Origin of the sequence: Rhodanobacter spathiphylli B39 (genome assembly GCF_000264295.1) — a bacterium.
Classification (GTDB): Bacteria; Pseudomonadota; Gammaproteobacteria; order Xanthomonadales; family Rhodanobacteraceae; genus Rhodanobacter; species Rhodanobacter spathiphylli.
Genome location: NZ_AJXT01000030.1, coordinates 1 through 25,524, shown reverse-complemented (window position 1 = coordinate 25,524; position 25,524 = coordinate 1). Strand labels below are relative to the sequence as shown.

Below are 25,524 nucleotides of genomic sequence, written 5' to 3'. Positions count from 1 at the left end.
GCGAAAAGGCGTTGCCATCCCTGGCAACGCCCGCTGCGCGGCCTGTCGACCCCGTCTCACCGCCGCACAAGGGACCCCGGTAAAGCAGCGGGCCATCGTGGCCCGCACTCTTCAGAACTGCCAAATCAACAGCCAGAGCAACAGCGGCAGCGAAGCGAAGCGACGCTTCGCTCTGGTTCTGGCTCTTAGGCTCTATCACCGAGTGCGGGCCAGGATGGCCCGCTGCTCTACCCGGGGCCCCTCTGCAGCGGCGGGCGGGTGGAGGATCAGCCCGAAGGGTGACCGGCAGGGATGCCGGCCAGTTTGGCGTCAGGGCAGGATGCCCTGTCGACAAACCCCGTAGCCCGCACGCGGACCTTGCGGGCAGGATGCCCGCAAGGCGCGGAAGCGGGGTGTCCTTTCCTCTTGGTTACTTCTCGTTTGGACAAGCAAACGAGAAGTAACTCGCCCTCCGCAGGAGGACGAAAGCTCTGCTTCTAACGACGATCAGTGAGCACAGAAGCTCGGATCACGTCAGCGCGATACCATTGCCAAATCTGATTGCAACCCGAGTCCGCTAGCCATGACGCCAACGCGCCTAGAAATCACCCGCCCCGACGACTGGCACCTCCACCTCCGCGACGGCGACGCGCTGGCTTCCGTGATCGGCCACACCGCCGAGCGTTTCGCCCGCGCCATCGTGATGCCGAACCTGAAGCCACCGATGACGACAGTGGTTCAGGCCGAAGCCTATCGAGCAAGGATTCTGGCCAGCCTGCCGAAAGGCTCAAGCTTCCAGCCGCTGATGACGCTGTACCTCACCGAGAACACGCCGGCCGAGGAGATCGCCCGGGCCAGGGCCAGCAATAGCGTGTTTGCGGTGAAGTATTACCCGGCCGGTGCCACCACCAATTCCGACTCCGGCGTCCGCGAGTTGTCGCGGGTGTACGCCGTGATCGAGGCGATGGAGAAGCACGAGCTGCCCCTGCTGCTGCATGGTGAGGTCACTGATCCGGATATTGATATCTTCGATCGCGAGCGGGTTTTCATCGAACGACACTTGCTGCCGCTGCGCGAGCGCTTCCCGGCGCTGCGCATGGTGCTGGAGCACATCACAACCCGCGATGCCGTCGAATTCGTGCGCCGAGCGCCGGCCAATGTGGCGGCCACCATCACCGCGCATCACCTGTTGCTCAACCGCAATGCGTTGTTCGAAGGCGGCATCCGTCCACACAACTACTGCGCGCCTATCCTCAAGCGAGAGACGCATCGCGCGGCGTTGCTGCAGGCAGCGACCAGCGGCGACACCCATTTCTTCCTCGGCACGGACAGCGCGCCGCATTCGCGCGAGGCGAAGGAGACGAGCTGCGGTTGTGCGGGTTTGTACACCTCGCACGCGGCGCTGGAGTTGTACGCCGAGGCGTTCGAGCAGGCAGGCCGACTGGATCAGCTGGAGGCGTTTGCCAGTTTCCATGGGCCGGACTTCTATCGGCTGCCGCGCAACACCGAACGCGTCGTGCTGGAGCGCAAGGCGTGGGTCGTGCCGGACAGCTATCCGTTTGCCGGATCGGTGTGCAAGCCGATGCGCGCCGGTGAATCGGTCGCCTGGTCGATGGTGGAGCAGGGCTCGTTCTGATCAGGCGGGCAGAGGCAATCAGGCGCCTTCATCGAAACTGTCCGGAACCTGCGTGTCCGGACTGGCGAACAAGATCAGGAGCGGACCCCACCCGGCCCTCCCCTGCGAGCAGGGGAGGGCGCAAATTTTTCAGTAGGCGAATTCGCGGAATACCGGATCGACGCTGCCGTTCCACGCGCCATGGAACAGTTCCAGCTTGCGTTCGGCCGGGGTCTGGTTGGCCTGCACGATCTCGATCAGCGGTTCGAGGAAGATGCTTTCGTCGGCACCGTGCTTGTTGAGACGGGCGCGCCGCTTGAGGCCGTGGGCGGCGATCTTCAGGGCTTCCTCGGCCAGGTCGCGCACCGTGCCGCCGCGGAATGGCAGCTTCAGCGCATGCTTCGGCACGCCGTCGCGCAGGGCATGGCGCTCGACCGGTGAGAAGTCCCTGACCAGGTCCCAGGCGGCATCCAGCGCTTCCTGGTCGTAGAGCAGGCCGACCCAGAACGCGGGCAGCGCACACAGCCGGTTCCACGGACCGCCATCGGCGCCGCGCATTTCCAGGTACTGCTTCAGGCGCACTTCCGGGAAGGCCGTGGTGAGGTGGTCGGCGAAGTCCTTCATGGTGGCGTGCGTGCCGGGCAGCGCGGCCAGTTCGCCGGTCATGAACTTCTTGAAGTCCTGGCCGGCAAGGTCGAGGTACTGGCCGTTCTGCAGGCTGAAGTACATCGGCACGTCGAGGATGTAATCGACGTAGCGCTCGTAGCCGAAGCCGTCGGCGAAGACGAAGTCGAGCATGCCGGTGCGATCCGCATCGGTATCGGTCCAGATGTGCGAGCGATACGACAGATAGCCGTTTGGACGTCCCTCGGTGAACGGCGAGTCGGCGAACAGCGCGGTGGCGATCGGCTGCAATGCGAGGCTGGTGCGGAATTTCCTGATCATGTCCGCTTCGGACGAGAAGTCCAGGTTCACCTGCACCGTGCAGGTGCGCGTCATCATGTCCAGGCCGAGCGAGCCGACCTTGGGCATGTACTCGCGCATGATCTTGTAGCGGCCCTTGGGCATCCACGGCATCTCGTCGCGGCGCCACTTCGGCTGGAAGCCCATGCCGAGGAAGCCCAGGCCGAGCTCGTCGGCCACCGAGCGCACGTCCTTCAGATGCGAGTTCACCTCGCAGCAGGTCTGGTGGATCGTCTCCAGCATCGCGCCGGACAGTTCCAGCTGACCGGCAGGCTCCAGCGTGATCGAGGCGCCGTTGCGCGACAGCGCGACCGGGTTCTCGCCCTCGCGCGCCACGTCCCAGCCGTAGCGGGTGGCCAGCGTCTCCAGCAGGACCTTGATGCCGCGATCGCCCTCGAAGGTGGGCGGGCGCAGGTCGTCGGTGCGGAAGCCGAACTTCTCGTGCTCGGTGCCGATGCGCCAGGCTTCGCGGGGCTTCTCGCCCGCAGCGAGGTAATCCGCAAGCTGCTGGCGACCCGCGATCGGGATGCTCTTCACGGCACTGGGTATGGACACGGGCAAGGCCTCGCTGGGGGAGCCGACACTATGGGGGCGACGTATGTCGACGAAAAGGGGTCTGGTGGCATACGGGCCGGACGGCATATTGGAGCACCACGCAGCCGGGTACGCCCTGCGCTGGATCAGCTGCTGGCCTCGTGTGCTCGGTCAGGGGGCGGAGTCGGGGAACCAGGCGCGGAGTCGCCGTTTCAGCGCCAGCGCCGGGGCCTCCACCGCATGCCACGAGCACCATGCCACCAGCAGGGTGGTGACGGCGGCCACGGTTGCCGTGGCCGGATACGAAGGCGGCGCCGGCCACAGATGCACGCTGAGCTGTTGCACGAAGTAGGCGTACAGATAGGCGCCGTAGGACAGGTCGCCGAAGCGGGCCGCCGAACGCAGTCCCGGCGTGCTTTGCTGTCCGAACCACAGGGTGAACGGTACCAGCACCGCCCATTGCGCCAGTCGCGCGTGTTGCAGCAGGGCGGCGGCCAGCAGGCAGGCCGCCGCGCCAACCGCCACGATCAGGCGCCGCCGACTGATCTCGACGGCGTACTGGCGCGCGCAGACGCCGCCCAGGAAGAACGCCGTGTAGAAGTAGCAGAGGTTGTCGAAGCTGTTGTCGCGGGAGTGCCCGGGCAGCGTCTTGACGTACATCACCGCGACCACGAGCAGCGCAAGCAGGCTGAAGATCCTCCGGCGCAGGCCGATGGCGCCGAGCACGGCGACATAGGCATAGCATTTCGCCTCCAGGGGTATCGTCCACCAGCTGCCATTGACCGCCGACAGGATCGCGCTGGCCGGCGCCGTGGCGAATACGCCCGGCAGCGTGTAGTAGCCGCGCAACTGGGCATTGAAGGTGATGAAGCGACGGGTCTCGCGGCCGAAGTAGTCGTGCAGCGGCAAGCTGGTGAGCGCGGCTGCGGCGACCACGATGACCAGGGTGGCGACGATCAGCGCAGGCCAGATGCGCAGGAACCGGCGCATGGCGAAACGCATGATGTGCGGGTCGTGGTACCAGCTCTCGGTGACCAGGTAGCCACTCATGGTGAAGAACATCGCGACCGCGATCGAGCCGAGCGTCATGCCTTCGGCCAGGGTGGCCTCATGCAGGCCGAGCAGCACGAACTGGTGCGAGGCCAGCACCATCAGCGAGGCGACCAGCCGCAGCCCGTCGAAATTGTTGGCATGTCCGCCGGAGGGCGAAGGACGAGGGAGATTGATCACGAAGATCCTTTTCACCGCCATGCCGATGGCTCCGCGCATCGCCCGAAGCCATCGCCACGAACAAACAGGGCCGGCATGGCCGGCCCTGTTCTTCAGCGCTTCATGGAGTTGAAGAACTCGTCGTTGGACTTGGTGTTCTTCATCTTGTCGAGCATGAATTCCATCGCGCTCAACTCGTCCATCGGGTGCAGCAGTTTGCGCAGGATCCAGATCTTGGCCAGCATGTCCGGCTCGATCAGCAGGTCCTCGCGGCGGGTGCCGGAACGGTTGATGTCGATCGCCGGATAGACGCGCTTCTCGGAGATGCGGCGGGACAGGTGCACTTCCATGTTGCCGGTGCCCTTGAACTCCTCGTAGATCACCTCGTCCATCTTGCTGCCGGTTTCGGTCAGCGCGGTGGCGATGATGGTCAGGCTGCCGCCTTCCTCGACGTTGCGCGCGGCGCCGAAGAAGCGCTTCGGGCGCTGCAGCGCGTTCGCGTCCACGCCGCCGGTGAGCACCTTGCCGGAGCTGGGGATCACGGTGTTGTAGGCTCGTGCCAGGCGGGTGATCGAGTCGAGCAGGATGATCACGTCCTTCTTGTGCTCGACCAGGCGCTTGGCGCGCTCGATCACCATCTCGGCGACCTGCACGTGGCGCACGGCCGGCTCGTCGAAGGTGGAGCTGATGACCTCGGCGCGCACGGTGCGGGCGATCTCGGTGACTTCCTCCGGACGCTCGTCGATCAGCAGCATGATCAGGTGCGATTCGGGATGGTTGTACTGGATCGCCTGGGCGATGTTCTGCAGCATCATCGTCTTGCCGGATTTCGGCTGGGAGACGATCAGGCCGCGCTGGCCCTTGCCGATCGGTGCGATCAGGTCGAGGATGCGGCCGGTGATGTCCTCGCTCGATCCGTTGCCGCGCTCCAGCTTGAACGCCTTGCGCGGGAACAGCGGGGTGAGGTTCTCGAACAGCATCTTGTTCTTCGACGCCTCCGGCGGATCGCCGTTGATGTCGTCGACGCGCAGCATGGCGAAGTAGCGCTCGCCTTCCTTCGGATGGCGCACGCGCCCGGTGATGTAGTCGCCGGTGCGCAGGTTGAAGCGGCGGATCTGGCTGGGCGACACGTAGATGTCGTCCGGGCCGGCCAGGTACGACTCGTCGGCCGAGCGCAGGAAGCCGAAGCCGTCCTGCAGGATTTCCAGCACGCCTTCGGCCCAGATGCCGCCGCCGGAGCGGGCGTGCGCCTTGAGCACGTTGAAGATCACGTCCTGCTTGCGGGCGCGGGCGACGCCTTCGTGCACGCCCAGCGACTCGGCGAACTCGAGCAGTTGCGGCGCCTTCATGCGCTTGAGCTCGGTGAGGTTGATCAGGCGGGTGTCGCTGCCCGGATCGGCGTTGTCGTCGTCCATCGGCAGGCCGTTCGGGTTGGGCCGCGGATGGTTCTGCGGACGCCCCTGCTGCTGGTTGTTGCGCTCGCCGCGGTCACCGCGTTCGTTGCGCCGGCGGCGACCACGACCTTCGCGGGCGCCATTGTTCTGGCCGCCATTCGGATTCGGATTCGGGTTGGCCCCGGGCGCCGCTGCCGGGTTCTGTCCGCCCTGGTTCGCGGCCTGGTTCGGATTCGACGAGGGCGCATTCTGCTGGCCGTTCTGCTGGCCGGCATTGTCGCGCGGTTCCTGCGCTGCGCGCGGCGCGGCGGGTTCGGTCGTGGTCATCGGCAGGCTCGCCTGGGCAGGTGCTGGCGCGGGTGCCGGAACAGGTGCCGGAGCAGGCGCTGGCGCCGCGGCCTTTTCGCCGCCGGCAGCCTTCTCGGCGTTCGCCGCGGCGATTGCCGCGGCGCTGCGCCGGGGCGCGCGGGCGCGCGGCTCGGGCTTGCCCTCGACCACGGGCCTGGTGTCGACACTTTTGGCGTCGTTCGGAATTTTGTTATCGGTATCGGACACGGGCAATCCTCGCGGGGCGCCGTTGAATTACAGGAGGGAGGGTGTGCGTCGCGCGGAGGGCGCAAGGGGACAGGACTGTCCCGACGGACGCGAGGAATCTAGCACCCGTCGTGGTTCGGCGTAAAGCCTCGCGAGCCTGCCGGGCGGCGCCGGACAGGCTGCGGATGACGGATCTGCAACGGGTGGATCAGATGGCCTTGTCGATCATCTGGGTCAGCTGACCCTTGCTGACGGCGCCGATCTGGGTCGCCTCGACCTTGCCGTTCTTGAACACCATCAGGGTCGGGATGCCGCGTACGCCGTAGGTGCGCGGGGTCTGCTGGTTCTGGTCGATGTTGACCTTGACGATGCGCAGCTTGCCTTCGTACTGGCTGGCCAGCTCGTCCAGCATCGGCGCGATGGCCTTGCACGGACCGCACCATTCCGCCCAGAAATCCAGCAGCACGGGGGTTTCGGACTTGAGCACCTGCTCTTCGAAGGCGTCGTCGTTCACATGGGTAATCAGGTCGCTCACCGGGGATCTCCGTGGCAGGGGGGCCAGAACTGGCAGGCCGAAAACAATGGGGTGGTCGGGGCGGAAAAACAAGGAGTGACGACGGGCGGGGCCGTCATCGGCTACACTCAGGCGCCCACGAAGCGCGGGTTGAGCCGGAAACAGGTCTTGCCGGGACGGCAGATCTTCATTCCAGCGCAACTCCGGGCACGATTCAAGGGTGGCCTTCCAGGCCGCCTGTCAGACCGCCGGCAAGGACGGCGTCGCGGGAATCTGGATGGCAGAGGTCCAGCGAGCGAGGCAATGCAGATTTGGCCAGGTTTTCCGACCGCCTGAGGCGAACAGCCGCAGCTGTTCAACGAAGGGAACGGGAAAGTTGACCAAATCTGCGCAGCCGCAGCCGCTGGCACTCTGCCAGGCAGCCTCCCCCGCGTCGCGAGCCTGTTGGCCCTGACGATTGAACGCTTCGCTGCGCATCGCGCACCCCGTCCTGCACCGTTTCGCGCCGAGGTTCGGCCGCCGAAACGGGTGCAGCGCATCACGCCGCCGTCAGGCCAAGGTCCCGAATTCCCCATATGTCCCAAACCGTACTCACCGAAACCTTCTTCACCAACTTCGATCTTCATCCGCTGCTGCAGCAGGGCCTGGACGACAGCGGCTTCACCCGCTGCACGCCGATCCAGGAGATGACCCTGCCGCTGGCGCTGGCCGGTCGCGACGTCGCCGGCCAGGCGCAGACCGGCACCGGCAAGACCTGCGCCTTCCTGGTCGCGCTGATGAACCGCCTGCTGACCACGCCCGCCGTGGCCGAGCGCAAGGACAGCGACCCGCGTGCGCTGATCATCGCGCCGACCCGCGAACTGGCGATCCAGATCGACAAGGACGCGCGCAACATCGGCCAGCACACCGGCCTGAAGACTGCACTGATCTATGGCGGCGTCGACTACGACAAGCAGCGCCAGCAGCTGAAGGACGGCTGCGACATCATCATCGCCACCCCGGGCCGGATGCTCGACTACCACAAGCAGGGCGTGTTCAACCTCCACAGCGTCGAGGTGATGGTGATCGACGAGGCCGACCGCATGTTCGACCTCGGCTTCATCAAGGACGTGCGCTTCATCTTCCGCAAGCTGCCGCCGCGCGAACAGCGCCAAGTGCTGCTGTTCTCCGCCACCTTGAGCCATCGCGTGCTGGAGCTGGCCTACGAGCACATGCACGAGGCCGAGAAGCTGGTGGTGGAAAGCGACAACGTCACCGCCGACAAGGTGCGCCAGGTCGTCTACTTCCCGGCCAAGGAAGAAAAGATGCCGCTGCTGCTGAACCTGATAGACAGGCACCAGCCGAGCCGCAGCATCATCTTCGTCAACACCAAGGCGGCCGCCGAACGGATCACCGAGCGGGTGAAGCGTCACGGCTGCCGCGTCGGCGCGATCTCCGGCGACGTGCCGCAGCTGAAGCGGCAGAAGCTGCTGCAGCGCTTCCAGGAAGGCCAGCTGGACATCCTGGTCGCCACCGACGTGGCCGCCCGCGGCCTGCACATCCCGGCGGTCAGCCACGTGTTCAACTACGACTTGCCGCACGATGCCGAGGATTACGTGCACCGCATCGGCCGCACCGCCCGGCTCGGTGCCGAGGGCGACGCGATCAGTTTCGCCTGCGACCTGTACGCGATGTCGCTGCCGGATATCGAGACGTATATCGGGCAGAGCATCCCCGTCGCATCGATGGACCCCGACCTGCTGGTGATGCCGAAGCCGCGCGCGGTCGACGCCGAGTTTGCCGCGAATGCCGCTGCCGACAGCGCCGAGTTCGGTGACGTGGTGCCGCCGCGTCCGGGCGAGAAGCCCCGGCGCGGCAGTGATTCCAGCCGTGGCGGCGAGCGTGGCCGCGGTCCCCGCAGCGGCGGCGCGTCGCGGCCGCCGCGCGAGCGCAAGCCCGCCACCGAGACGGCCGTCGCCAGCGAACAGCCGGTGGCCGTGGCCGTGCACAAGACCGAGGCGGTCGCCGGTGCCGGTGGCGATGTCGCCGCCGAAGGCGCGCGCAAGCCGCGTCGTCGTCGTGGTGGCCGCAATCGTCGCCGTGAAGGTGCGCCGGCCGACGGCGTGGCCACCAACGGCCAGACCGGCGCCGTCGCCGAGGGCAATCGCGCCCCGCGTGGCGAGCGTCGCCCGCCGCGCGAGCGCAACGTCACCCAGCCCACCGAGAGCCCCGCGCACAGCCGGCCCTCGCGCCAGGTGGCGGTGACCTCGGGCAAGGCCGTCGAGCAGGCCCATCCGCAGAAGCCGGGCCTGTTCCGCCGCCTGACGAAGCTGTTTACCGGCCGCTGAAGCCCGACCGGGGCGGGCCCGCGGCCCGCTCCCGTTCCGCCGCGTTCCGAATCAACCGCGGCGGATCGGCGTGGCAAGACGTCATCTTGATGCCGGCATCCCTTATCCTTGCGGTTGATACGAAGCAACGCAGGCTCGGGGACGCTCGGTGATCCAATTCGACCAGGTCAGCAAACGCTACGAGGGCGGCCACGAGGCGCTCTCGCAGTTGTCGTTCGAGGTGCCCACGGGCGAGATGGCCTTCGTCACCGGGCATTCCGGCGCCGGCAAGAGCACCTTGCTGAAACTGCTGGGGCTGATCGAACGGCCATCGCACGGCACGATCAGCGTGGACGGCAAGAGCCTGGCGAAGATCCGTCACAGCGGCATACCGAAGTGGCGTCGGCACCTGGGCATGGTGTTCCAGGATCATCGCCTGCTGCTCGATCGCAGCGTGTTCGCCAATGTCGAGCTGCCGCTGGTGATCGGCGGCATCGCCCGGGCCGAGCGTGCGCGACGGGTGCGCGCGGCGCTGGAGAAGGTCGGCCTGCTCGCCTACGAACGGCAGCTGCCGGCCACGCTGTCCACCGGCGAGCAGCAGCGCGTCGGCATCGCCCGCGCCATCGTGGCGCGACCCAGCCTGCTGATCGCCGACGAACCGACCGGCAACCTCGACCCGCAACTGGCGGTGGAAATCATGGGCCTGTTCGACGAATTCCAGCAGGTCGGCACCACCGTGCTGATCGCCAGCCACGACCTGCCGCTGATCAAGCGCATGAAGAAGCGGGTGATCGTGCTGGACCATGGCCGGCTGGTCGCGGACCTCGCGGCGCAGGAGGTGTTGTGAGCGAGTCTTCCGGATCCGTGCGGGTGGCGGCGGATGCCCCGCAGCGCAACGGCCACAGCCGCGGCAGCCGTTTCGGCAGCTGGCAGGAACACCACCGCTGGAGTGCCGGCTCCAGCCTGCGCCGGCTGGCATCGCGTCCGCTGGGCAGCCTGCTGACGATCGCCGTGATGGGGCTGGCGCTGGCCTTGCCGCTGGCGTTCTACCTGCTGCTGGGCAACGTGCAGCAGCTCGGTCAGGCGTTGGGCCAGAGCCAGTCGATCAGCGTGTTCCTGCAGCCGGGGCAGGGCGCCTCGCAGGCACAGTTGCTGGCGAAACAGATCGGCGACCGGCCCGAGCTGGCCGCGGTCAGCGTGAAGACTCCGCAGCAGGGCATGGACGAACTGGCGAAGATGCAGGGTTTCTCCGGCGCGCTGCAGACGCTGGACGACAATCCGCTGCCCTATGTGCTGCAACTGCAGCCGCGCGACGGGATCACGGCGCAGGCGCTGGAACAGCTGGTGGTGGACGTGCGCGGCATGCACGGCGTCGAGCTGGTGCAGGACAGCGGAACCTGGCGCCAGCGCCTGGACGCGTTGCTGGGCGTGGGCAATCGCGTGGTGCTGGTACTGGCCTCGCTGCTGGCCCTGGCCGCCCTGCTGGTGGTGGGCAACACGGTGCGGGTGGACATCGCCAGTCGCAGCGAGGAGATCGGCGTGCTGCTGCTGGTCGGCGCCAGCGGCGCCTTCATCCGGCGGCCGTATCTGTATGCGGGGATCTGGTATGGCCTGTTCAGCGGCGTGCTGGCCGCCTGCGTGGCGGTGCTGATCGAATGGACGCTGGCCGCGCCGGTGGCCCGGCTGAGTCACGCCTATGATGACAGGCTGCAGGTCGGCGGCCTGCCGGCGTGGTTGCTGCTGGCGGTGCCACTGGTTGCCGCGGCGCTGGGCTGGCTCGGCGCGCGCCTGGTCAGTGCCTGGCAATTGCGCAAGGCGGGCTGGGAGCGGTGACGTGAATCGCAGCGCCGGGGGCGGCATTCGGTGCACTATGCTCTTTCAGGCTTGTGCAGGGGATGCGCTTGCAGGTTCTCTGGCCGGGGATGGCCACGGGTCAAGTGGATGAGCCAAGCAATGAGTACGAAGATCAGCAGCCGTCTGCTCACCGACGCACCGCGGGTGCTGGTGGTCGACGGTTCGCGCGTGGTGCGGCAGTTGATCACCCGGGTGCTGCAGGCCGAGCTGCCCGGGGTCGAGGTGGTCGGTTGCGGCAGCGGCGCCGAGGCACAGCAGGTGCTTGGCGAGGGCGTGTTCGATTTCATCACCATCGCGCTGCGGCTGCCCGACATGGACGGGCTGGAGCTGGCGCGTTTCGTGCGCGAGTCGGCGCCGCAGACCTATGTGCCGATCGTGGTGGTTTCCGGTGACGTCGAGGGACGCCTGCACAGCCGCTCGCTGGGCGAGCACGTCACCGATTATTTCGACAAGTCGCTGGGCTTCCAGGCGCTGGCGGAATTCATCCGCGGCTATGTGAGCCCGGACACCAGCGCCGAGGGTGTGGTGCTGTATGTCGAAGACAGCCGCGTGGTGGCGCTGGCCACCCGCCGCATGCTGGAGAAGGTCGGTCTTACCGTGCGTCACGTGGTCAGCGTGGAAGATGCGCTGGCGCTGATGGAAACCTCGCGCGCGCAGGGCGAGGTGGGTGCCGACGTGGTGCTGACCGACGTCAGCCTGAAGGGCGAACTGACCGGCGGCGACCTGCTCGAACACATCCGCAACGAGTTCGGTTACGGCAAGGGCCGGCTGCCGGTGCTGGTGATGACCGGCGACGAGAACCCGGCCAACCAGGCCGCGCTGATCAAGTCCGGCGCCAACGACCTGGTCGAGAAACCGGTCGAGGAAAAGTTGCTGATCACCAAGGTGCTGTTCCAGTTGCGCGTGGCCAGGCACCTGCGCGAGCACACGGCCGAGGCATGAGCGGGGCGGCGAAGGTCCGGCTGGAACCCTCGTGGCTCGCGCGTATCGGCGACTACCTGCAGCGTCCGGACATGCAGGCGCTGGCGGCCTTCCTGCGCGACGAGATCCATCACGGCAAGCGCATCTATCCGCCCGGGCCGGAGATTTTTTCCGCATTCGCGCATACGCCGTTCGAGGCGGTGCGGGTGGTGATCCTGGGACAGGACCCCTACCACGGCCCCGGCCAGGCGCACGGCCTGTGCTTCTCGGTGCGCCCCGGTGTGCGGGTGCCGCCGTCGCTGGACAACATCTTCAAGGAAATCCAGCGCGACCTCGGCATCGCGCGCTCCGATCATGGTTGCCTGACGCCCTGGGCCGACCGTGGTGTGCTGCTGCTCAACAGCGTGCTGACGGTGGAGGAGGGCCGCGCCGGCGCGCACCAGGGCAAGGGCTGGGAAGGCTTCACCGATGCGGCGATCGATGCGCTCAACCGCGAGCGCGAAGGCATCGTGTTCCTGCTGTGGGGCAGCTACGCGCAGCGCAAGGGCCAGCTGATCGACCAGGCTCGCCACTGCGTGCTGAAGTCGGTGCACCCCTCGCCGCTGTCGGCGCACCGCGGCTTCCTCGGCTGCGGCCATTTCTCCGCGGCCAACCGCTACCTGGAAAGCCGCGGTCAGTCGCCGATCGACTGGTCTTTGCCGCCCCGGGCTTCGCTTCCTGCCGCTTGAGATGAAGACGGCCCATGCTGGCGACCCACAAGCACGGCTCGCACATGGGCTTTCGCGCGACCAACGGCATCGGCCAGCGGATCGCCACGGGCCATGCCGGCCGCGATGCCCGCCGAGAGCATGCAGCCGGTGCCGTGCAGTTCGCCGGTGTCCACCCATGCCGCGGCGAAGCGTTGCGTGCCGTCGGCGGTAACCAGCAGGTCGACCGCTTCCGGCAGCGCGGCATGGCCGCCCTTCATCAGCACCGCGCGCGCCCCGAGCGCGAGCAGGGCGCGGCCCTGCGCCGCCATGTCCGGCTCGCCTTGAGCACACGTCGTGCCGAGCAATGCAGCCGCTTCGGCCAGGTTCGGCGCAAGGCAATCGGCCAGCGGCAGCAGGCGCGAGCGCAGCAGGTGCAGCGCGCCCTCGTCCAGCAGTCGGGTGCCCGAGGTGGCGATGAGCACCGGGTCGATGACCACGAAGGGCGGGCGGCGGCGCTCCAGCTGTCTGGCCACGGCCGCGACGATATCGGCGTTGGCCAGCATGCCCAGCTTCACGGCGCGCACGTCGATCTCGTCGAACACGGCGTCCAGTTGCGCGTGCACCATCGCGGCGGACATCGCCTGTACGGCGCGGATGCCCCTGGTGTTCTGCGCGGTGACCGCAGTCACCGCGGTAGCCCCGTCGACGCCGAAGGCGGCGAAGGTCTTCAGGTCGGCCTGGATGCCGGCGCCGCCGCAGGAGTCGGAGCCGGCGATGGAGAGCACGCCGGCTGCCGTCGTCACGCGTCTGCGCGTCACGACGGCAGGCCGGCGAGCGTCACCAGCGCCAGTTGGCGGTAGCCACGGGATTGCAGCTGTCGGGCGGCGCGCCATGCGCGCAAGCCGCTTTGGCAGCACAGCACCACACGGTGGTTGGTGGGAGGGTATCCGGCAGCGAATTCGGCGATGCGTTCGGCGGTGAAGCGCAAGGCGTTTGCCAGCGGCGAGGTCGGCGCTTCGTCAAGGCTGCGCAGATCGATCACGACGTCACGGGGCATGACGTCATCGACGTCGATGAAGCGCAGCAGCTCGCCTTCGGGTTCGCCGGCATGGTAGAAATCGAAGCCGCCGAACGCCAGCCGGCCGGCGTCGAAATTCGTCAGTCGGCCCAGCGGCGAGGGTTCGATGTCCAGCAGCCACTGCAGCACGAACTGCGCCTGCAGGCTGCCGAGCAGGCCGACCACGCTGCCCAGCACGCCGGTGCTGCTGCAGCTGGCGGCGCGTGCGGGCATCTCGGGAAACACCGCGCGGTAGCTGGGTGCGCCGGCGCAGAAGCCGGCGACGTAGCCGGCCAGGCCGACCGCCGACGCGCTGATCAGGGGCGTGTGCTGTTGCAGGCAGGCGTCGCTCAGGACGTAGGTGGCGGCGAGACTGTCCGCGGCATCGACGACGATGTCGGCGGCGCCGACCAGCGCCGTCGCGTTGCCCGGCGTCAGCCGTTGCGCCAGCGCCTCCACCGCGATGTCCGGGTTCAGGCGCAGCAGCGCAGCGCGCGCCGCGTCCACCTTGCGTGCGCCGATGTCGGCCATCGTGTAGAGCGGTTGCCGGTGCAGGTTGCTTTCTTCGACGCGGTCGGGGTCGACCACGATCAGCCGGCCGATGCCGGCGGCGGCCAGGTAGTGCAACACGGGACAGCCGAGGCCGCCGGCGCCGACCACCAGCACGCGGGCCGCGGCGAGTCGGGCCTGGCCGCTCGGGCCGACTTCGGGCAGGGCGATCTGGCGCGCGTAGCGATCGGTCATCCGCGCGCGCCGGTGAGGGCAACCCAGTCCGCGACGCGGATGGCCGGTTCGGGATGCCGGGTCACATCGCTGACCACGGCGACGCTGTCCGCGCCGGCGTCGAAACATCCGGCGGCGCACTCCAGCGTGATGCCGCCGATCGCCACCAGCGGCAGCCTGCCGACCCGCCGTTTCCACTCGGCGATGCGCGGCAAACCCTGCGGCGCCCACGGCATCGCCTTGAGCGTGGTGGGATAGATCGGACCCAGCGCCACGTAATCGGGGTCACAGGCCAGCGCGTGATCGAGTTCCGCGTGATCGTGCGTGCTGATGCCGAGGCGCACGCCACGCGCGCGGATCGCCTTCAAATCGGCATCGGGCAGATCCTGCTGTCCGAGGTGGATGAAGTCGGCGCCTTCGTCCAGCGCGATCTGCCAGTGATCGTTGACCACCAGCTGCACCTGCCGCGCGCGGCAGACCGCCAGCGCCGCACGCACTTCACGACGGACCTGCGCCGGCGGCCGTTCCTTGATGCGCAACTGCAGCAGCCGGATGCCGAGCGGGGCGAGTCGACCGACCCAGTCCGCGCTGTCCACGATCGGGTAGAACGCGGGCAGCGCGTTCATGCCAGCCACGCCGTGCCCGCCACTGGCGTCGAGGGCACGGCGAAATCGCGCGGCTCCATCGGCTGCGCCTCGAAGCCAGCGCGGCCCGCCTCGATCGCCCGGGCGAACGCCCCGGCCATCGCCACCGGATCGCCGGCCATGGCCACCGCGGTGTTCAGCAGCACGCCGTCGACGCCCAGTTCCATCGCCTGCACCGCGTGGGACGGTCGACCGATGCCGGCGTCCACGATCAGCGGCACGTCGGGGAAGCGGGCGCGCAGCGCACGCAGGCCGAACACATTGTTGAGCCCGCGGCCGCTGCCGATCGGCGCGCCCCACGGCATCAGCACGCGGCAACCGGCCTGCAACAGACGATCGGCCACCACCAGGTCCTCGGTCGTATACGGAAACACCTCGAAGCCGTCGGCGGCCAGTTCGGCCGCGGCCTCGACCAGGCCGAACACGTCGGGCTGCAGCATGTCGGCATCGCCGATCACCTCCAGCTTGATCCATGCGGTGTGGAAGATGTCGCGCGCCATCTTCGCGGTGGTCACCGCCTCCTTGATCGAGTGGCAGCCGGCGGTGTTCGGCAGCACGCGCACGCCGAGGTCGCGGATCAGCGACCAGAAGTCCTGGCCGCTGCGCTGCGTGCCCGCTTCGCGCCGCAGCGACACGGTGACCACCTCGCTACCCGAGGCGCGCACCGCCTCGGCGAGGACCGCCGGCGAGGGGTAGCGCGCGCTGCCCAGCAACAGGCGCGATGCCAGTTCGATGCCGTAGAGATTCATCGCTCAGCCGCCCTGCATCGGGGCGAGCACTTCCACCGCATCGCCATCGGAAAGAAGCGCCTGTTCGCGCGCGCCTGCGGGCACGAACACACCGTTCACGGCGGTGGCGACGGCGGCCTGCCGATAACCGAGCACTTCGAGCGCCTGTGCCAGGTCGGTGACGTGCAGGTCGTGGCTGACGCCATTCACGCGGATGTGCATGCGGGAGTTTCCTCAGGTGTGGTGGAAAATCAGCCGTGCGGCCTGTTGCGCCATGGCCGGGGCCAGCAGGAAGCCATGACGATAGAGCCCGTTGAGGTACACGTTGCGACCGTGCCTGAGCACGCGCGGCAGGTTGTCGGGGAAGGCCGGGCGCACGCCCACGCCCAGTTCCAGGATCTCGGCCTCGGCGAACGCCGGGTGCAGCGCGTAGGCAGCGTTGAGCAAGTCCATCGCCGAACGCACCGTCATCGGATCATCGCTGCCGCTTTCCAGCAGCGTGCCGCCGAGCATGAAGACGCCGTCGCCGCGCGGCACCACATACAACCCGAAGCGCGGATGCAACAGGCGCACCGGGCGCGTGAGCCGGATGTCGGACGAGCGCACGACGATCATCTCGCCACGCACGCCGCGCAGATCTTCCAGCGTGTCGCGCGCAGCAAGGCCGCGGCAGTCGACTGTCCGGTCCGCATCGATGCGCGCGACGTCGGCGTCCACGCCGTAGCGGATCGTCACGCCCATGGCCGCCAGTTGCGCGGCCAGCGCCGGCAGCGCATGACGCGGATCGAGGTGGGCTTCGTCGGGAAAGAACAGGCCCTGGCGGAAACGTCCGGCCAGCTCCGGTTCCAGCGCGCCGATGCACTCGGCATCGATCGGTTCGAAGCGCTCGGTACGCCGGCCGAACAAGTCCAGCTCGCCGGCGTCGCGGCTGGCCGCGACGATCAGGGTGCCGCGCTGCACGGTACCGGCGAAATGGCGCTGCCACCACGCGATGGCGGGCGCGCCCAATGCGGCCACCTGCGGCTCGGCGGTGGCCTGCTCGCACCACGGCGCCAGCATGCCGCCGGCGACCCACGCGCAGGCCCGTGCGTGGTCTGGCGCGCGCTCGACGATCTCCACCCGGGCGCCGCGCCCGGCCAGCTCGATCGCCGTGACCAGGCCGGCGACGCCCGCGCCGAGGATGCCGACGTGCATGGCGGCTACTCCGCGGTCGGCACGTAGAGCGTGGCGCCGTGTTCGATGAACTCGCGCGACTTGCCGGCCAGGCCGGCCTGCAGCGCGGCCTCCTCCATCTCGCGTACTTCGCGGCGCAGGTCCTGGGTGATCTGCATCGAGCAGAACTTCGGCCCGCACATCGAGCAGAAATGTGCGACCTTGTGCGCCTGCTTCGGCAGGGTGGCGTCGTGGTAGGCGCGCGCCGTGTCGGGGTCGAGCGACAGGTTGAACTGATCTTCCCAGCGGAATTCGAAACGCGCGCGCGACAGCGCGTCGTCGCGGCGCTGCGCTGCCGGATGGCCCTTGGCGAGGTCGGCGGCGTGCGCGGCGATCTTGTAGGTGATGACGCCGGTCTTGACGTCGTCGCGATTCGGCAGGCCGAGGTGTTCCTTCGGCGTGACGTAGCAGAGCATCGCGGTGCCGAACCAGCCGATCATCGCCGCGCCGATGCCCGAGGTGATGTGGTCGTAACCCGGCGCGATGTCGGTGGTCAGCGGGCCCAGCGTGTAGAACGGCGCCTCGGCGCAGTGCTGCAGTTGCTTGTCCATGTTGAGCCGGATCTTGTGCATCGGCACGTGGCCGGGCCCTTCGATCATCACCTGGCAGCCGTGTTCCCACGCGATCCGGGTCAGCTCGCCCAGGGTTTCCAGCTCGGCGAACTGGGCCGCGTCATTGGCGTCGGCGATCGAGCCGGGGCGCAGGCCGTCGCCCAGCGAGAAGGCCACGTCGTAGCGGCGCATGATCTGGCAGATCTCGGCGAAGTGTTCGTACAGGAAACTCTCGCGGTGATGGCTCAGGCACCAGCGCGCCATGATCGAGCCGCCGCGCGAGACGATGCCGGTGACCCGCTGCGCGGTCAGCGGCACGTGCTGCAGGCGCACGCCGGCATGGATGGTGAAGTAGTCCACGCCCTGCTCGGCCTGCTCGATCAGGGTGTCGCGGAAGACCTCCCAAGTGAGCTTGGCCGGATCGCCGCCGACTTTCTCCAGCGCCTGGTAGATCGGCACGGTGCCGATCGGCACCGGCGCGTTGCGGATGATCCACGAGCGGATGTTGTGGATGTTGCGGCCGGTGGAGAGGTCCATGATGGTGTCCGCGCCCCAGCGGATCGCCCACACCAGCTTCTCGACCTCCTCGGCGACGCCGGAGGACACCGCCGAGTTGCCGATGTTCGCGTTGACCTTCACCAGGAAGTTGCGCCCGATCACCATCGGCTCCAGTTCGCCGTGGTTGATGTTGGCCGGGATGATGGCGCGGCCCAGCGCGATCTCGTTGCGCACGAACTCCGGCGTGACGAAGGCGGGCAGGGCCGCACCGAACGCCTCGCCATCGGCCAGCCGGGCGACGGCATCTTCATGCACCTGCGTGCGCGCCAGATTCTCGCGCTGGGCCGCGTAGACCATTTCCTCGGTGATGATGCCGGCGCGGGCGAACTCCAGCTGGGTCACCGGTTGACCTGCTTCGCCCATGCGCAGCGTGCGCTGCGCGGGACACGGCGCCACCAATCGTTCCGCGCCGACCCCGCCGTTGTCTTCCGGGCGGGCGGCGCGGCCCTCGATGGTCGCAAAGCCGCGCGCCGCGATCCACGCGTCGCGCAGCGGCGGCAGGCCGGCGGCGAGATCGATCCGCGCGTCGTCGTCGGTGTACGGCCCGGACGGATCGTAGACCTGCAGTGTCGGCGTCAGCGGGTCCTTCAGCGTGATCTCGCGCATCGGCACGCGCAGCGACGGATGCCCGGGCGGAGTCACGTAGACCTTGCGCGAGCCGCGGACTGGCCCGGTGGTGACGGTCGACGGTGCGGCAGCGGGATGGTTCATGGATCTCCTCCTTGGATGGAGATCCGGGGCGTGACGCTGCAACGGCGCACGGGCGCGCCGACTGGGGCCGCCCATGGTGATTCCCGTTCCTACGCCGGCATGACCCGGATCAGGTTCAAGGGTCAGCTCGCGCTATCTCAGCCCCTTGCGGGGCACCCCTCGGAATGCGCCGGAGGATGGCGGCGGGGTCGAAGGCTGTCAAGCGGATGGCACGACCTCTGGCACTCGCGACGACGGGGAAACCGCGTTCCGATGCGAACGTGGGAGACCCCTCGGGTCGATCGCGACGCGTCGTGGACGTAACTCCGGCCAAGCTGGGGACGAAGGAAAGAAAGGGCTGGACAGTCCAGTTCAATATCTGTACCATTCGGTTCATTAAAAGCCCGGAACCAAACACCGGACTTAGCACTCCAACCACCCGAGTGCTAAACTTTGATGTCATTGCAGGAGGTTCCATCCATGTCTCAAGCCTTGGTGACCGCCAACTTCCCGCTGCCGAGTGTCGTCGGCAGCCTGGATGCGTACATTTCCGCGGTCCATCGCATTCCGGTGCTGAGCTCGGAAGAAGAGCAGGCGCTGTCACGCGACTATCTCGAGGACGCCAACCTGGCGGCCGCGAAGAAGCTGGTGATGTCGCACCTGCGCTTCGTGGTGCACGTGGCGCGTGGCTACAGCGGCTACGGCCTGCAGCTGGCCGACCTGATCCAAGAAGGCAACATCGGCCTGATGAAGGCGGTCAAGCGTTTCGACCCCGACCAGGGCGTGCGCCTGGTCAGCTTCGCGGTGCACTGGATTCGTGCCGAGATGCACGAGTTCATCCTGAAGAACTGGCGCATCGTGAAGGTCGCCACCACCAAGGCGCAGCGCAAGCTGTTCTTCAACCTGCGCAAGAGCAAGAAGCGCCTGGGCTGGATGAACGCGGCGGAAGTCAGCACGGTGGCGAAGGATCTGGGCGTGCCCGAGGCCACGGTGCGCGAGATGGAATCGCGCCTGTCCGGCCGCGACATCGGTTTCGAGGCTCCGGCTGACGCCGATGACGACGCCAAGCCGGCTCCGGCGGCGTTCCTGATCGACGACGGTGCCGATCCGTACGAGAACGTGGCCGACGAGGACTACGCCGACAACCAGATGCAGACGCTGACCGATGCGCTGAGCCATCTGGACAAGCGTTCGCGCGACATCATCCAGCGCCGCTGGCTGGATGGCGACAACAAGGCCACGCTGCAGGATCTGGCCGACGAGTACGGCGTCTCCGCCGAGCGCATCCGCCAGGTCGAGGCGAACGCGATGAAGAAGATGCGCGGCTTGTTCGCCACGGCTTGATCCGATTCCCGTAGCGACGCCCGCCCAGGGATGGACGGACAGCAAGACGGCCCCGTGAGGGGCCGTTTTCGCGTGGGCGACTGCGGACGGCGCGCCTAGCGCCGTACCGCCGCGGGCTGGCGCAGCGCCATGCCCTTGAGCACGTTCAGTGCCTGCGACAGGGCGTAGTCGCTGGTGGCCAGTTTCCCGTCGGCGGCGCTGCCGTCGTCGTTGATGTCGGTGCCGGCCTGGGCCTTCTCGTTGGCCAGATGGTTGGGCAGGTCGGCCTCCGAGCTGATCAGCACCGGGCCGCTGTCGGCCTTGTTGACGGTGAGGTCGGCCAGCGCGATGTCGGGCTTGATCCCTTCGGCCTGGATCGAGGTGCCGTTCGGCGTGTAGTAACGCGCGGTGGTGATCTTCACGGCGTGGTCGGCGTCCAGCGGCAGCACGGTCTGCACCACGCCCTTGCCGAACGTGCGCTGGCCCATGATCAGGGCGCGATGGTTGTCCTTCAGCGCGCCGGAGACGATTTCGGCGGCCGAGGCAGTGCCGTTGTTGGTCAGCACGATCAGTGGCGCGCCATCGAGCTGGTCTCCGGGGTGCGCCTTGAAGCTCATGTTGGCGTCCTGCAGACGGCCGCGGGTGGTGACGATGGTGCCGGCGTCGAGGAAGTCGTCGCTGACGCCGACCGCGGCGGTAAGCAGGCCACCCGGGTTGTTGCGCAGGTCGAGCACGGCGCCCCTGGGTGCACCGTTCTTCCTGATCAGTTCGGCCAGCTTGTGCTCGAGATCGCTGGCGGTGTCTTCCTGGAACTGGCTGATCCGCACATAGGCGTAACCGGGCTCCAGTTCGCGCACCTTGATGCTGCTCACCGAGATGTTCTCGCGCACCAGTTGCAGATCGATCAGCTTGTCGCTGTTCGGATGCACGATGGTCAGCTCGATCCTGCTGCCCGGCTTGCCGCGCAGCTGGCGGAACATCTCGTCCACGTTCTGCGCGTCGACCACCGTGCCGTTGATCTTGACGATGTTGTCGCCGGCCTTGATCCCGGCGCGCGCGGCCGGCGTGTCGTCGATCGGCGAGACGATGCGCAGGCCGCCGTCGACCTGCAGCACCTCGATGCCCAGCCCGCTGTATTCGCCGGTGGTGTCCTCGTTGAGCTGGGTCAGGCCGTCCTTGTCCAGATATTCGCTGTGCGGATCGAGACCGGCCAGCATGCCGGTGATCGCGGCCTTCATCAGGGTCTTGTCGTCGACCTTCTCCACATACGCCTGGCGCACGACCTCATAGACGCGGCTGAAGTTGCGGATGTCATCAAGGTCCACCGCGCTCGGCGCACTGGTGGCCGTGCTGCTGGTGGCGGGCAGGTCGACCGGAGCGGCGACGCTGGCGCTGCCGGCGGGCGTGTCCTGGGCGTGGCTGGCCGGCAGCGCCAACGCAAGCGGAGCGGCCAGCAGCAGGGCGAGCGGGAGACGGGAGGTTGGACGCATGAAGGATGACTCCGCACAACGGACAGGCAACGCGCTCGCGCGCGGTGAAAAGGGGCACCGCCACTGGGACAACCGAACCCCGACGGAATTCCGCGCAGGCGTGCCTAGCCTGCGTTCCCGCCGCATCGGCGTCAACGGCGCTGACTCAGCCAGCTGCGCGGGTCGACCGGCTTGCCGTTCTTGCGCAGCTCGAAATAGACGCCGGTGTTGATGCCGGTGGGCGGGCTGGCGGTACCGATCACCTGGCCGGCCTCGACCTGGTCGCCGACGTCGCGCAGCAGGCTTTCGTTGTTGCCGTACATGCTCATCCAGCCATTGCCGTGGTTGACGATCAGCAACATGCCGTAGCCGCGCAGGAAGCCCGCGTAGATCACCTTGCCGCGCGCCACCGCATGGATGTCGCTGCCGCCGCCGGCCTTGATCAGCACGCCGTTGCCGTAACTGTTGACCACGCCGCTGGCCGGCCATGGCAGGTTGCCGCGGATGTCGGCAGCGGCGCCGCCCACCTCGATCGGCGGCGGTGGCTTGCGTCCGGGGTGCCTGCGCAGCGCTTCGGCGCGCTCGGCGGCGGCGCGCCGGGCGGCCTCGTCGATTGCCCTCTGCAACTTGTCGAGCAGGTTGTTCAGCGATTGCGCGTTCTGTTTCAGGGCGGCCAGCTTCTGCGCCTGGTCCTTGTACTGGGCGTCGGCGGCGGCGGCCAGCTTCTGCTGCGCGGCACGCTGCTGGCCGAGCTCGGCGGCCTGCTGTTCGCGCTTCGCCTTGACCGCCTGCAGCGCCTGCTGCTCGGCGGTGATCGAGCTTTCCAGCTGTTGCAGGGTGGCCAGGTCGCCCATCAGCTTCTGTACCCGCTGCACGCGGTCCTGCTGGAAATACTTCGAGTACACCAGCGCCCGCGCGATGCGCGCCACGTCTTCGTCGCCCAGCAGCAGGCGCAGGTCCGAGCCGTGGCCCAGCGCATAGGTGGCGCGCAGCAGGTCGGCGATCGCGGCCCGCTGGCTGTGCAGGTTCTGGTTCAGCACGCCGCGTTGCTGCTGCAGCTGTTCGAGCTGGGCCTGCTTGGCGGCCAGTTCGGCGTCCGTCTGGCGCACCACCCGGGCCGCGCTGGCCAGCGCGGCAGCCTGGCTGGCCAGTTTCGCATTCACGCTGTCGCGGCGGGCCGCGGTGTCGGCCTGCTGCTGCGCCAGCGCCTTCATCTTCTGCTGCAGCTCGGCCAACTGCTTCTTCGCCGCGGCCTGTTCGGCGCTGCTGCCCTGGGCCGGGCGGGCCATCGCCGGGGAGTGGGACACGCCCAAGGCCAGCAGCAGGGCGAGCAGGGCGGGGGCGAATGAACGGGCGACGCGAGGGCGTTTGGGCATGGCCCGATTATCGCCGAGCAGGCCGCCCGTGGGCGAACCGGCGGCGAGCCGCTGGAGATCGCCGCCCCGCATGGCGTAGATTCGGATGATGTGCCTGATCGCTTTCGCCTGGAAAAGCCACCCGCGCTGGCGCCTGCTGCTGGCCGGCAACCGCGACGAATTCCATGCGCGCCCGAGCCTGGCGCTGGCGCGCTGGGACGACCTGCCGGTCATCGGTGGCCGCGACCGCGAGGCCGGCGGCACCTGGTTGGGGGTGAACGAAGACGGGCGTTGCGGCGTGGTGACCAATGTGCGTGATCCGGCGGACCCGCAGCGGGGTGCATCGCGGGGCCTGCTGATCACCGACTATCTCGCCGGCAAGGTCGATGCACCACGCCATGCGCAGAATCTGCTGACTGCCGGCGCGCAGTACCGGCCGTTCAACCTGCTGACGTTCGACCCGCATGCCGCGTTCTACCTGGGCAATCGTCCCGAGCCGCGCATGCAGCCGGTGACGCCGGGCGTGCACGGCCTGTCCAATGCCGACTTCAACACGCCGTGGCCGAAAACGCGCGCCCTGATGCGGCGACTGCAGGCGTGGATCGACAACGGTGACGAAGCGGATTTCGGCGACCTGTTCGATGCGCTGGCCGACGAGCGGCAGGCGCCGGACGATCAACTGCCGGATACCGGGGTGGGGCTGGAGCGCGAACGCTGGCTGTCGTCGGCCTTCATCCGCGGCGAACGCTACGGCACCCGCGCCAGCACGCTGGTGGCGATCGGTCATGACGGCAAGGGCGTGATCGTCGAGCGGCGGTTCGGTCCGCTGGGTAGCTTCGAGGGGGAGACGACGCTGCACTTCACCAGCCCGTCGCCGGGCTGAGCCGAGGCCGGAAGCTCGGCACCTACGCGCGCCATCGGCATCCTCGACTGCCCGCATGGCGGCGTGGCAGCTAGCCTGCCTGCAACGTCCACGGAGGGGAGAAACGCATGCGTGCAGGGAAGCTGTCGATGATCGCGTTGCTGGTGCTGGCCACAAGCGTGGCGCGCGCCACGGCTTGTCCCGGCTGGTCGCCGGCGCAGGCGCGCGCCGAGATGCTGGCGCTGCACGATCGCCTGGATGGCTGGAACCACGCCTATCGGGTCAGCGGCCAGTCGCCCGTCGACGACGCCGTCTACGACCAGGCGCAGCAGAGGCTGGCGCAGTGGACGCGCTGCTTTCCCTCGCAGGCGCCAAAGGCGCTGGCGCATCTTGCCGATGCCGGCGGCGCGGCAAGCTCGCCGGTGGCCCAGACCGGCCTGGCCAAGGTGCCCGACGCAGCGGCCCTGGCGACGTGGATGCAGCAGCGCGGCGAGCGCGACCTGTGGGTGCAGCCGAAGGCCGACGGCGTGGCGGTGACCCTGCTTTACATGGACGGCCACCTGCGCCAGGCGACCAGTCGCGGCGATGGCCTGCACGGCTCGGACTGGCTGGAAAAGGCGCGGCGCATCGAGGCGATCCCGAAGACGCTGCTGCATGCTCCGAAACGCGTGGTGTTGCAGGGCGAACTGTACTGGCGCCTTCCCGGTCACGTGCAGGCGGGGGACGGCGGAGCGAATGCGCGCTCGGCGGTCGCCGGCGCGCTGGCGCGCGATACGCTGGATGCGGATACCGCCGCACGGATCGGCCTGTTCGTGTGGGACTGGCCCAGCGGTCCGGCCGACATGCCGGCGCGACTGGCCGGGCTGCAGGCGATGGGGTTGGCCGACAGCGTGACCTATACACATGCCGTCACCTCACTGGACGAGGTGCAGCGCTGGCGCGAACAGTGGTATCGCCACGCGATGCCGTTCGCCGCCGACGGCACGGTGGTACGCCAGGGCCATCGCCCGCCGGCCTCGAGCTGGCAGCCGGCGCCGCCGACGTGGGCGGTGGCGTGGAAGTACCCGGCGGCGTCGGCGCTGGCCCAGGTGCGAGCGGTGGACTTCACGGTGGGCCGCAGCGGGCGCATCACCCCGGTGCTCGAACTCGAGCCGGTGCAGCTGGACGATCATCGGGTGCAGCGGGTCAGCGCGGGCTCGCTCAAGCGCTGGCAGGAACTCGACATCCGTCCCGGCGACCAGGTCGAGGTGGTGCTGGCCGGCTTGACCATTCCGCGCCTGCAGTCGGTGGTCTGGCGAGCGCGCCAGCGCGTGCCGGTGACGCCGCCCGATCCGGCCCGGCATGGTCCGCTCAGTTGCTGGCAGGCCGGTCCGGGTTGCGAACAGCAGTTCCGTGCGCGACTGGTCTGGCTGGGCGGTCGCCAGGGTCTGCAGCTGGACGGCGTGGGCGAGGACACCTGGCAGGCATTGATCGACGCCGGCCTGATCCACGACTTGCTGGACTGGATGCGGCTCACCCCCGCGCAGCTGTCGACCGTGCCCGGGATCGGCGTCGATCGCGCGGCGGCGCTGGCCCGCGCCTTTGCCGCCGCCCGCGATCGCCCGTTTCCGCACTGGCTGCGTGCGCTCGGCCTGCCCGCGGGGATCGCCAGTGGCCTGTCCGACTGGCAGGCGATGAGCGCCCGCGCGGCCGGTGACTGGCAGGCACTGGACGGCATCGGCGCCGGACGGGCCAACCAGCTGGTGGCGTTCTTCGATTGCGCCGACGTGCGGGCGCAGGCCGCCCGGCTGCACGCAGAAGGCGTGCAGGGCTTCTGAGCGTCAGAGCCTGTGAAGAAAAC

General features: G+C 68.3%; 23 protein-coding genes and 1 riboswitch. Of the genes, 9 read left to right on the top strand and 14 right to left on the bottom strand.

What is annotated here, in order from left to right; all coding sequences use genetic code 11:
* The first annotated feature begins 562 nt into the window (after positions 1-562).
* Positions 563-1,615, top strand: coding sequence for a dihydroorotase (gene pyrC / locus UU7_RS10665; protein WP_007808143.1), 1,053 nt, complete (start codon positions 563-565; stop codon positions 1,613-1,615).
* Between the two features lie 129 nt (positions 1,616-1,744).
* On the opposite strand, the gene UU7_RS10660 is transcribed toward pyrC, so the two are convergent.
* The 5 genes from UU7_RS10660 to UU7_RS18405 all read right to left on the bottom strand — a co-directional run bounded on the left by UU7_RS10660 (position 1,745) and on the right by UU7_RS18405 (position 7,219).
* The gene (locus tag UU7_RS10660; RefSeq protein WP_007808142.1) at positions 1,745-3,112 is read right to left on the bottom strand and encodes a glutamate--cysteine ligase; all 1,368 of its coding nucleotides are present in this window, start codon (positions 3,110-3,112) and stop codon (positions 1,745-1,747) included.
* 150 nt (positions 3,113-3,262) lie between these two features.
* Entirely contained in the window at positions 3,263-4,342 is a 1,080-nt protein-coding gene (locus UU7_RS10655) for an acyltransferase family protein (protein ID WP_007808141.1), read from the bottom strand.
* 71 nt (positions 4,343-4,413) lie between these two features.
* Positions 4,414-6,249 carry a transcription termination factor Rho gene (rho, locus tag UU7_RS10650; RefSeq protein ID WP_007808140.1) on the bottom strand — a complete coding sequence of 612 codons (1,836 nt, stop codon included), beginning with the start codon at positions 6,247-6,249 and terminating at the stop codon, positions 4,414-4,416.
* Positions 6,250-6,436: 187 nt separating this feature from the next.
* Positions 6,437-6,763 (bottom strand): thioredoxin TrxA, encoded by a 327-nt coding sequence (gene trxA, locus UU7_RS10645; RefSeq protein WP_007808139.1) that lies wholly within the window; start codon positions 6,761-6,763, stop codon positions 6,437-6,439.
* Between the two features lie 219 nt (positions 6,764-6,982).
* Positions 6,983-7,219, bottom strand: coding sequence for a hypothetical protein (locus UU7_RS18405; RefSeq protein ID WP_157582156.1), 237 nt, complete (start codon positions 7,217-7,219; stop codon positions 6,983-6,985).
* A gap of 98 nt (positions 7,220-7,317) precedes the next feature.
* On the opposite strand from UU7_RS18405, the gene UU7_RS10640 reads away from it, so the two are divergent.
* The 5 genes from UU7_RS10640 to ung all read left to right on the top strand — a co-directional run bounded on the left by UU7_RS10640 (position 7,318) and on the right by ung (position 12,551).
* The gene (locus UU7_RS10640) at positions 7,318-9,069 is read left to right on the top strand and encodes a DEAD/DEAH box helicase (protein WP_007808138.1); all 1,752 of its coding nucleotides are present in this window, start codon (positions 7,318-7,320) and stop codon (positions 9,067-9,069) included.
* 148 nt (positions 9,070-9,217) lie between these two features.
* Positions 9,218-9,895, top strand: coding sequence for a cell division ATP-binding protein FtsE (ftsE, locus tag UU7_RS10635; protein WP_007808137.1), 678 nt, complete (start codon positions 9,218-9,220; stop codon positions 9,893-9,895).
* A gap of 23 nt (positions 9,896-9,918) precedes the next feature.
* Positions 9,919-10,881, top strand: coding sequence for a permease-like cell division protein FtsX (gene ftsX, locus UU7_RS10630; RefSeq protein ID WP_007808135.1), 963 nt, complete (start codon positions 9,919-9,921; stop codon positions 10,879-10,881).
* A 120-nt stretch (positions 10,882-11,001) separates the two neighbouring features.
* Positions 11,002-11,844, top strand: a complete 843-nt coding sequence (locus UU7_RS10625; RefSeq protein WP_007808134.1) for a response regulator — start codon at positions 11,002-11,004, stop codon at positions 11,842-11,844.
* Positions 11,841-12,551, top strand: coding sequence for a uracil-DNA glycosylase (gene ung, locus UU7_RS10620; protein ID WP_007808133.1), 711 nt, complete (start codon positions 11,841-11,843; stop codon positions 12,549-12,551). Before UU7_RS10625 ends, ung begins: the two co-directional genes overlap by 4 nt.
* On the opposite strand, the gene thiD is transcribed toward ung, so the two are convergent.
* From thiD to thiC, 7 genes are read right to left on the bottom strand one after another with little or no spacing between them, the layout of a single operon-like run.
* A complete protein-coding gene (gene thiD, locus UU7_RS10615) occupies positions 12,497-13,315 on the bottom strand; it encodes a bifunctional hydroxymethylpyrimidine kinase/phosphomethylpyrimidine kinase (protein WP_238530924.1) in 819 nt (272 codons plus the stop codon). The genes ung and thiD overlap by 55 nt on opposite strands.
* 11 nt (positions 13,316-13,326) lie before the next feature.
* Positions 13,327-14,313 (bottom strand): HesA/MoeB/ThiF family protein, encoded by a 987-nt coding sequence (locus tag UU7_RS10610; RefSeq protein WP_007808131.1) that lies wholly within the window; start codon positions 14,311-14,313, stop codon positions 13,327-13,329.
* Positions 14,310-14,918: a thiamine phosphate synthase gene (locus tag UU7_RS10605; protein WP_007808130.1), complete on the bottom strand. Its 609-nt coding sequence runs from the start codon at positions 14,916-14,918 to the stop codon at positions 14,310-14,312. The genes UU7_RS10610 and UU7_RS10605 overlap by 4 nt, the downstream gene beginning before the upstream one ends.
* Positions 14,915-15,685, bottom strand: a complete 771-nt coding sequence (locus UU7_RS10600) for a thiazole synthase (RefSeq protein WP_007808129.1) — start codon at positions 15,683-15,685, stop codon at positions 14,915-14,917. The genes UU7_RS10605 and UU7_RS10600 overlap by 4 nt, the downstream gene beginning before the upstream one ends.
* A gap of 3 nt (positions 15,686-15,688) precedes the next feature.
* Positions 15,689-15,886 (bottom strand): sulfur carrier protein ThiS, encoded by a 198-nt coding sequence (gene thiS, locus UU7_RS10595; RefSeq protein ID WP_007808128.1) that lies wholly within the window; start codon positions 15,884-15,886, stop codon positions 15,689-15,691.
* Between the two features lie 12 nt (positions 15,887-15,898).
* On the bottom strand, positions 15,899-16,858 hold the full coding sequence (locus UU7_RS10590; RefSeq protein ID WP_007808123.1) for an FAD-dependent oxidoreductase: 960 nt from the start codon (positions 16,856-16,858) through the stop codon (positions 15,899-15,901).
* A 5-nt stretch (positions 16,859-16,863) separates the two neighbouring features.
* Positions 16,864-18,696, bottom strand: coding sequence for a phosphomethylpyrimidine synthase ThiC (thiC, locus tag UU7_RS10585; RefSeq protein ID WP_007808122.1), 1,833 nt, complete (start codon positions 18,694-18,696; stop codon positions 16,864-16,866).
* Positions 18,697-18,765: 69 nt separating this feature from the next.
* Positions 18,766-18,866, bottom strand: a riboswitch (TPP riboswitch).
* A gap of 289 nt (positions 18,867-19,155) precedes the next feature.
* On the opposite strand from thiC, the gene rpoH reads away from it, so the two are divergent.
* Positions 19,156-20,019 (top strand): RNA polymerase sigma factor RpoH, encoded by an 864-nt coding sequence (rpoH, locus tag UU7_RS10580; protein WP_040673288.1) that lies wholly within the window; start codon positions 19,156-19,158, stop codon positions 20,017-20,019.
* A 95-nt stretch (positions 20,020-20,114) separates the two neighbouring features.
* Here rpoH and UU7_RS10575 read toward each other — a convergent pair whose 3' ends face one another.
* Both UU7_RS10575 and UU7_RS10570 read right to left on the bottom strand, forming a co-directional pair.
* Positions 20,115-21,488, bottom strand: coding sequence for a S41 family peptidase (locus UU7_RS10575; protein WP_007808120.1), 1,374 nt, complete (start codon positions 21,486-21,488; stop codon positions 20,115-20,117).
* Between the two features lie 131 nt (positions 21,489-21,619).
* Entirely contained in the window at positions 21,620-22,843 is a 1,224-nt protein-coding gene (locus UU7_RS10570) for a murein hydrolase activator EnvC family protein (RefSeq protein WP_040673294.1), read from the bottom strand.
* Positions 22,844-22,931: 88 nt separating this feature from the next.
* Between UU7_RS10570 and UU7_RS10565 the strand changes: the two genes are divergently transcribed.
* A complete protein-coding gene (locus tag UU7_RS10565) occupies positions 22,932-23,705 on the top strand; it encodes an NRDE family protein (RefSeq protein ID WP_040673292.1) in 774 nt (257 codons plus the stop codon).
* A 107-nt stretch (positions 23,706-23,812) separates the two neighbouring features.
* Positions 23,813-25,501 carry an NAD-dependent DNA ligase LigB gene (ligB, locus tag UU7_RS10560; RefSeq protein WP_007808117.1) on the top strand — a complete coding sequence of 563 codons (1,689 nt, stop codon included), beginning with the start codon at positions 23,813-23,815 and terminating at the stop codon, positions 25,499-25,501.
* Positions 25,502-25,524: the final 23 nt, after the last annotated feature.

Excerpts from the sequence above, each read along its gene's own strand:
- ligB (WP_007808117.1), top strand. The coding sequence starts at position 23,813 with ATGCGTGCAGGGAAGCTGTCGATGATCGCGTTGCTGGTGCTGGCCACA.
- UU7_RS10655 (WP_007808141.1), bottom strand. The coding sequence starts at position 4,342 with ATGGCGGTGAAAAGGATCTTCGTGATCAATCTCCCTCGTCCTTCGCCC.
- thiC (WP_007808122.1), bottom strand. The coding sequence starts at position 18,696 with ATGAACCATCCCGCTGCCGCACCGTCGACCGTCACCACCGGGCCAGTC.
- ung (WP_007808133.1), top strand. The coding sequence starts at position 11,841 with ATGAGCGGGGCGGCGAAGGTCCGGCTGGAACCCTCGTGGCTCGCGCGT.
- UU7_RS10565 (WP_040673292.1), top strand. The coding sequence starts at position 22,932 with ATGTGCCTGATCGCTTTCGCCTGGAAAAGCCACCCGCGCTGGCGCCTG.
- UU7_RS10590 (WP_007808123.1), bottom strand. The coding sequence starts at position 16,858 with ATGCACGTCGGCATCCTCGGCGCGGGCGTCGCCGGCCTGGTCACGGCG.
- UU7_RS10640 (WP_007808138.1), top strand. The coding sequence starts at position 7,318 with ATGTCCCAAACCGTACTCACCGAAACCTTCTTCACCAACTTCGATCTT.
- UU7_RS10605 (WP_007808130.1), bottom strand. The coding sequence starts at position 14,918 with ATGAACGCGCTGCCCGCGTTCTACCCGATCGTGGACAGCGCGGACTGG.
- UU7_RS10610 (WP_007808131.1), bottom strand. The coding sequence starts at position 14,313 with ATGACCGATCGCTACGCGCGCCAGATCGCCCTGCCCGAAGTCGGCCCG.
- thiS (WP_007808128.1), bottom strand. The coding sequence starts at position 15,886 with ATGCACATCCGCGTGAATGGCGTCAGCCACGACCTGCACGTCACCGAC.
- pyrC (WP_007808143.1), top strand. The coding sequence starts at position 563 with ATGACGCCAACGCGCCTAGAAATCACCCGCCCCGACGACTGGCACCTC.
- UU7_RS10600 (WP_007808129.1), bottom strand. The coding sequence starts at position 15,685 with ATGAATCTCTACGGCATCGAACTGGCATCGCGCCTGTTGCTGGGCAGC.
- UU7_RS10625 (WP_007808134.1), top strand. The coding sequence starts at position 11,002 with ATGAGTACGAAGATCAGCAGCCGTCTGCTCACCGACGCACCGCGGGTG.
- UU7_RS10570 (WP_040673294.1), bottom strand. The coding sequence starts at position 22,843 with ATGCCCAAACGCCCTCGCGTCGCCCGTTCATTCGCCCCCGCCCTGCTC.
- UU7_RS10575 (WP_007808120.1), bottom strand. The coding sequence starts at position 21,488 with ATGCGTCCAACCTCCCGTCTCCCGCTCGCCCTGCTGCTGGCCGCTCCG.
- rpoH (WP_040673288.1), top strand. The coding sequence starts at position 19,156 with ATGTCTCAAGCCTTGGTGACCGCCAACTTCCCGCTGCCGAGTGTCGTC.
- UU7_RS18405 (WP_157582156.1), bottom strand. The coding sequence starts at position 7,219 with ATGCGCAGCGAAGCGTTCAATCGTCAGGGCCAACAGGCTCGCGACGCG.